Below are 5,262 nucleotides of genomic sequence, written 5' to 3'. Positions count from 1 at the left end.
GACGAGCGCGTGGTCGCCGGCGCGAACGACCAGCGCGTTCCGATCGGTGCCGACGCCCGGATCGACGACCGCGAGGTGGGTCGCGGGCGGAAAATACGGCAACACCTCTCGGAGCCAGAAGGCCGCCGTTCGAACGTCCTGCCGGGGGAAATCGTGGGCGACGTCGACCAGTCTGGCGTCCGTTCGCTGCAGTATCACTCCTTTCATCGCCGCGGGGTACGGCGTGCCGAAGTCCGACGAGAGCGTGATCATGGTCGTGTCTCTGAGCCGAGTCAGTCGCCGTTCGAGTCCGAGTCGCTGACCATCTGGATCCGCTCGATGCCGTCCATCTCGTCGACGACTTCGACGACGGCTTCGGGGACGAGCGACTCCCAGTCGCCGTCGTTGATCATCCGCTCGCGGACCTCGGATCCCTCGAGCACGTCGCGGTTGAACATCGGCGACTGACGGATCTCGATGTCGGCCTCCCGAAAGAGCTGAATGACGAGTGGGTTGTTCGAGTAGGCCACGTCGAAGTCCGGACTCATGCTCTGGACGTGACTCACCCACACCGAGTTCCGTTCCAGATCCTCGATCGGAACGGCGTAGGTCACGAGATCGAAGTCGACCAGCGACTTCGTGATCATCATGATCCGCTCGCCCGCGGTGAACGGGTTACGGACCGTGTGGGAATCGTCGGCGCTCCCGATCCCGAGGACGAGTTCGTCGACGTCGTTCGCGATCTCCTTGACCATGCTCCGGTGGCCGTTGTGGAACGGCTGAAAACGACCGATGTAGAACCCCCGGGTCATGCCGGACACTGCTCGGGCACGGCGCTTAAGCGTGGCGAGTTTTCGCACGGATCGGCACGGTCTGAATCGTGGCCGGTCGCGCCGACTACAGCTCGTTCCAGCCTGCCCGTATCGTTCACGATTGCTGACCGGTCTCGCAACCGTATATTCCGCGCCAGATAAAAATGATTAAATATTCGGTGTCTATCGCGTGATTCGCCCCGTCGACCGCTGTTCCCTCCGGTATCAGCGACTGATACCATCCTCCGCATGGAGAAAGTATATCAGTCGCAATCCCTTCGAATCAGGTACTGAACAGAGTTCTATGAGTAACGATACGAACGTTGACGACCCTCCCGAAGACGCCTCCGACGCTGCTTCCGAGGAGGACCGGCCCGCGGAGCAGCCCGAGCGTCAGGGAGATCAGTCGCCACTCGAGGAGAACGGCGACCGTCGTCCCGGCGGCGACGATCCGATCGACGAGTTCGAGTCGTCGTCCGACGAGGCAGAGGGAGACGATATCGAGACCGTCGACGACCTGGGGAGTACGGTTGAGGTCGACCCCGGCGTCGAGGTCGACGAGGAGATCGCCGAGGACGACCTGCTGGGTGGCCTCAAGATCGACTCGACGGAGGACATCGAAGTCCCAGATCGGCTCGTCGATCAGGTCATCGGTCAGGACGAAGCACGAGATATAATTATCAAGGCGGCGAAGCAGCGCCGTCACGTCATGATGATCGGCTCGCCGGGGACCGGCAAGTCGATGCTGGCGAAGGCGATGAGCCAACTGCTGCCCAAGGAAGATCTCCAGGACGTCTTAGTCTACCACAATCCGGACGACGGCAACGAGCCGAAGGTCCGAACCGTCCCCGCGGGGAAGGGTGAACAGATCATCGACGCTCACAAGGAGGAAGCCCGCAAGCGCAACCAGATGCGCTCGATCCTGATGTGGATCATCATCGCGGTCGTCCTCGGCTACGCGATTTTGGCGGGCGGGCAGCTCCTGTTGGGCATCCTGGCGGCGGGGATCATCTGGCTGATCTTCCGCTACACCTCTCGAGGTAGCGACGCGATGGTGCCGAACATGATCGTCAACAACGGCGAGCAGCGCGTCGCTCCCTTCGAGGACGCGACCGGTGCCCACGCCGGCGCGCTGCTGGGCGACGTCCGCCACGACCCCTTCCAGTCCGGCGGCATGGAGACGCCGTCCCATGACCGCGTCGAACCCGGTTCGATCCACAAGTCCAACAAGGGCGTGCTGTTCGTCGACGAGATCAACACGCTCGACATCCGGACCCAGCAGAAGCTGATGACCGCGATTCAGGAAGGCGAGTTCGCGATCACGGGCCAGTCCGAGCGCTCCTCGGGCGCGATGGTCCAGACCGAACCCGTCCCCTGTGACTTCATCATGGTCGCGGCGGGTAACCTCGACGCCATGGAGAACATGCACCCCGCGCTCCGCAACCGGATCAAGGGGTACGGCTACGAGGTCTACATGGACGACACCATCGAGGACACCCCCGAAATGCGGCGCAAGTACGCCCGCTTCATCGCTCAGGAGATCGAACGCGACGGTCGCCTCCCCCACTTCACCGACGAAGCCGTCGAGGAGGTCATCCTCGAGGCGAAACGCCGCTCGGGCCGGAAGAATCACTTAACGCTGCTGTTCCGCAGCCTCGGTGGCCTGGTCCGCGTCGCGGGCGACATCGCTCGCGCCGAGGATCGGGAGTTCACCACCCGCGACGACGTCCTGCAGGCCAAGGCCCGCTCGCGCTCGATCGAGCAACAGCTCGCCGACGACTACATCGAGCGCCGCAAGGACTACGAACTGCAGGTCAACGACGGCGGCGTCGAGGGCCGCGTCAACGGCCTCGCCGTCATGGGCGAGGACTCCGGTATCATGCTCCCCGTCATGGCCGAGATCGCGCCCGCGCAGGGCGGCGGTCAGGTGATCGCGACCGGTCAGCTCAAGGAGATGGCCGAGGAGTCGGTCCAGAACGTCTCCGCGATCATCAAGAAGTTCTCCGACGTCGATCTCTCGGAGAAGGACATTCACATCCAGTTCGTCCAGGCCGGTCAACAGGGCGTCGACGGCGACTCCGCCTCCATCACAGTGGCGACGGCCGTCATCAGCGCGCTCGAGAACATCCCGGTCGACCAGTCGGTCGCGATGACCGGCTCGCTCTCCGTGCGTGGCGACGTGTTGCCGGTCGGCGGGGTCACCCACAAGATCGAGGCCGCCGCGAAGGCCGGCTGCACCAAGATCATCATCCCCGAAGCGAACGAGCAGGACGTGATGATCGAGGACGAGTACGAGGAGATGGTCGAGATCATCCCCTGTTCGAACATCAGCGAAGTCCTCGACGTCGCCCTCATGGGCGAACCGAAGAAGGATTCGCTGGTCGACCGCCTGAAGTCGATCACCGGCACGGCGTTCGATCAGGGCACCGTCGGCTCCGCCGGCGGCTCGAACCCGAGCCCACAGTAAATGCCGCAGTGGGCGACGTTCGTCGGCATTACGGGCGTCGTCCTCGTGTTGCTGCTCGTTTTATCGCATCTCACCCAATCCGCGTTCACCGACGGTGAAACCGACGCCAGCGACGGCCCCGGGGAGTCGGCTGACGGGACGATCACCTCGAGTCAACGAACCCCCGAGTCGTCCTCCGAGTTCGACGGGAACCCGGCGGCGACGGATCGAGATTCGACCCGAAATGCACGGTCCGCCGATGCCCCTGCCAACGCCACTCCACGACTGACCGGGAGCACTGCCGGCGTGTCCGACGAGAGTACCGCTGGCGTCCCAGACGAGAGTACTAACGGAATCGAATCCGACGACTCGAGTGCGCACCGCGAGCGCACCATCGAGGGCGACGAGCGCCGGCCGACCGAGCGCGGCGTCGATCCGGACTCGCTGTCGACCGGAATGGTCCTCGCGAACGTCGCCTTCTCCCAGGGGCTGTTCGCGCTCGTCCTGCTCGGCGCGGCGGTCTACACGGCGATTCCGGCGTCAGCGCTGGGCATCGAGTTCTCCCTCGCATACCTCGAGACGGGGCTGCTCCTGGGAACGGTCGCCGGAATCGGCTTTTACCTCGCGAACGAACTCGTCGCGGCGGCCGCGACGCGGTTCGGGTTCGACCACGACGAGGCGCTTCGAGAACTGCTCTCGCCCGACTCGATCGGCGGCTGGCTCATCCTCCTGCTGGGCGTCCTGCCGATCATCGCCGTCTTCGAGGAGTTCCTCTTCCGGGCGGCACTGATCGGCGTGCCCGCCGCCAGCTTCGGTCTCTCGCCGTGGCTGCTCGCGGTCGGCTCCTCGATCGCGTTCGCGCTCGGCCACGGCATGCAGGGATCGGTCGGCGTCGTCGTCACCGGCCTCCTCGGTTTCGTCCTCGCGGCCGTCTTCGTCCTCACCGGGAGCCTGCTGGTGGTCGTCGTCGCTCACTACCTGCTCAACGCCCTCGAGTTCGTCGTCCACGAGGGATTCGGCCTCGAGTGGGCTGAAACCCTCGAAAGCTAAGGCCCGAGAACGAGTCGGGTGGGACATGAACGCGACCGCCGGATCGATGGCTCGGTCTCGAGCGATCGTCGCCCTGATTCTGGGCTACTTCGTCGTCCTGGTCTACGCGACGATCGCGAGCGATCCGCTGGCGGCGATCGTCGCGGAACTCGGGTTCGGGGTCATCGCGATCGCCGTCGGGGCGATGCTGTACGGGCAGACCGCGAACCCGCGATCGGTGCTGGCCGCTGCCGCGGGCTGTCTCGGCGCGGGCGGCGTTCTCACGTTCGCCGCCGTTCTCACGAGGGTGGCCGCCATCGACCTGCTTTCGTCGTTCTTCGTCTTTCTCGGGGTCGGCTGCTACGTCTATGCGGTCTGGCGTTCGAACTGAGTGGTGTCTGCATCGATGGATATCGATTCGAACTGAACGGATTGATTCAGTTCTCGTGTGAATGGTGCAGCCGATTGTAATGGGGATCAGGTAACGGAGCGTCCTGCTATCGTGGCAACAGGGAATCGCCACGCCCTCCCCAACCGATTCGCTCGCTCCCAGGCTCACGGCTTCGCCGTTCGCTTCCCGAGGCGCTCACAGTGTTCGCGCCTCGCTCCGCTCGCTCATCCCTCGCGCAATTTAGTGCCGCGGTTCATTCACATTCACCGCGGCATAGCGCGCGCCACCGCACGCCGGTTGACCGGTCCGGAGTGAGATATTGCTCCCCGATACTGTCCACATCAGCCGACATCCATTTCGAGCGCGTTTCAAAACTGCTCGAGCCCGGTCTGTTCGGCGGCCGCGAGCGCGTCTTCGCAGGTCGACCACGACTCGCGCGCGAACGGCGGGAGTTCGCGGTGCTCGTCGACGTAGGACGCGAGGAACGCTCGAGTGGTCGAATCGCCCGGATAGCCGCTGCCGATCGACCCGTACTCGTCGGCGAGGGTAGCGATGTGCGCGTCGCGTTCGACCTTGGCGATAACGCTGGCCGCGCCGACGAGCGC

At 64.5% G+C, this 5,262-nt stretch carries 5 protein-coding genes and 1 pseudogene; 3 read left to right on the top strand and 3 right to left on the bottom strand.

The annotated features are described in order from the left end of the window. Both PGX04_RS03040 and PGX04_RS03035 read right to left on the bottom strand, forming a co-directional pair. Positions 1 to 252, bottom strand: a 252-nt coding sequence (locus PGX04_RS03040) for an SAM hydrolase/SAM-dependent halogenase family protein (protein ID WP_273737165.1), incomplete at its 3' end; no start/stop codon positions are given. Positions 253 to 272: 20 nt separating this feature from the next. Beyond that, positions 273 to 791 carry a nicotinamide-nucleotide adenylyltransferase gene (locus PGX04_RS03035; protein WP_273737164.1) on the bottom strand — a complete coding sequence of 173 codons (519 nt, stop codon included), beginning with the start codon at positions 789 to 791 and terminating at the stop codon, positions 273 to 275. A 304-nt stretch (positions 792 to 1,095) separates the two neighbouring features. Here PGX04_RS03035 and lonB point away from each other — a divergent pair, with 304 nt between their 5' ends. From lonB to PGX04_RS03020, 3 genes are read left to right on the top strand one after another with little or no spacing between them, the layout of a single operon-like run. After that, positions 1,096 to 3,258, top strand: a complete 2,163-nt coding sequence (lonB, locus tag PGX04_RS03030; protein WP_273737163.1) for an ATP-dependent protease LonB — start codon at positions 1,096 to 1,098, stop codon at positions 3,256 to 3,258. Then, a complete protein-coding gene (locus PGX04_RS03025; protein ID WP_273737162.1) occupies positions 3,259 to 4,287 on the top strand; it encodes a CPBP family intramembrane glutamic endopeptidase in 1,029 nt (342 codons plus the stop codon). A 25-nt stretch (positions 4,288 to 4,312) separates the two neighbouring features. Beyond that, positions 4,313 to 4,657, top strand: a complete 345-nt coding sequence (locus tag PGX04_RS03020) for a hypothetical protein (RefSeq protein ID WP_273737161.1) — start codon at positions 4,313 to 4,315, stop codon at positions 4,655 to 4,657. A gap of 368 nt (positions 4,658 to 5,025) precedes the next feature. Here the strand turns inward: PGX04_RS03020 and rnhB are convergent. Then, positions 5,026 to 5,262 (bottom strand): annotated as a pseudogene (gene rnhB / locus PGX04_RS03015) (ribonuclease HII); the annotation flags it as partial.

Source organism: Natrinema soli (genome assembly GCF_028618695.1).
This window is presented reverse-complemented; position numbering and strand designations above follow the sequence as displayed.

Coding starts and splice junctions, on each gene's coding strand:
- PGX04_RS03035 (WP_273737164.1), bottom strand. CDS start 791: ATGACCCGGGGGTTCTACATCGGTCGTTTTCAGCCGTTCCACAACGGC.
- lonB (WP_273737163.1), top strand. CDS start 1,096: ATGAGTAACGATACGAACGTTGACGACCCTCCCGAAGACGCCTCCGAC.
- PGX04_RS03025 (WP_273737162.1), top strand. CDS start 3,259: ATGCCGCAGTGGGCGACGTTCGTCGGCATTACGGGCGTCGTCCTCGTG.
- PGX04_RS03020 (WP_273737161.1), top strand. CDS start 4,313: ATGAACGCGACCGCCGGATCGATGGCTCGGTCTCGAGCGATCGTCGCC.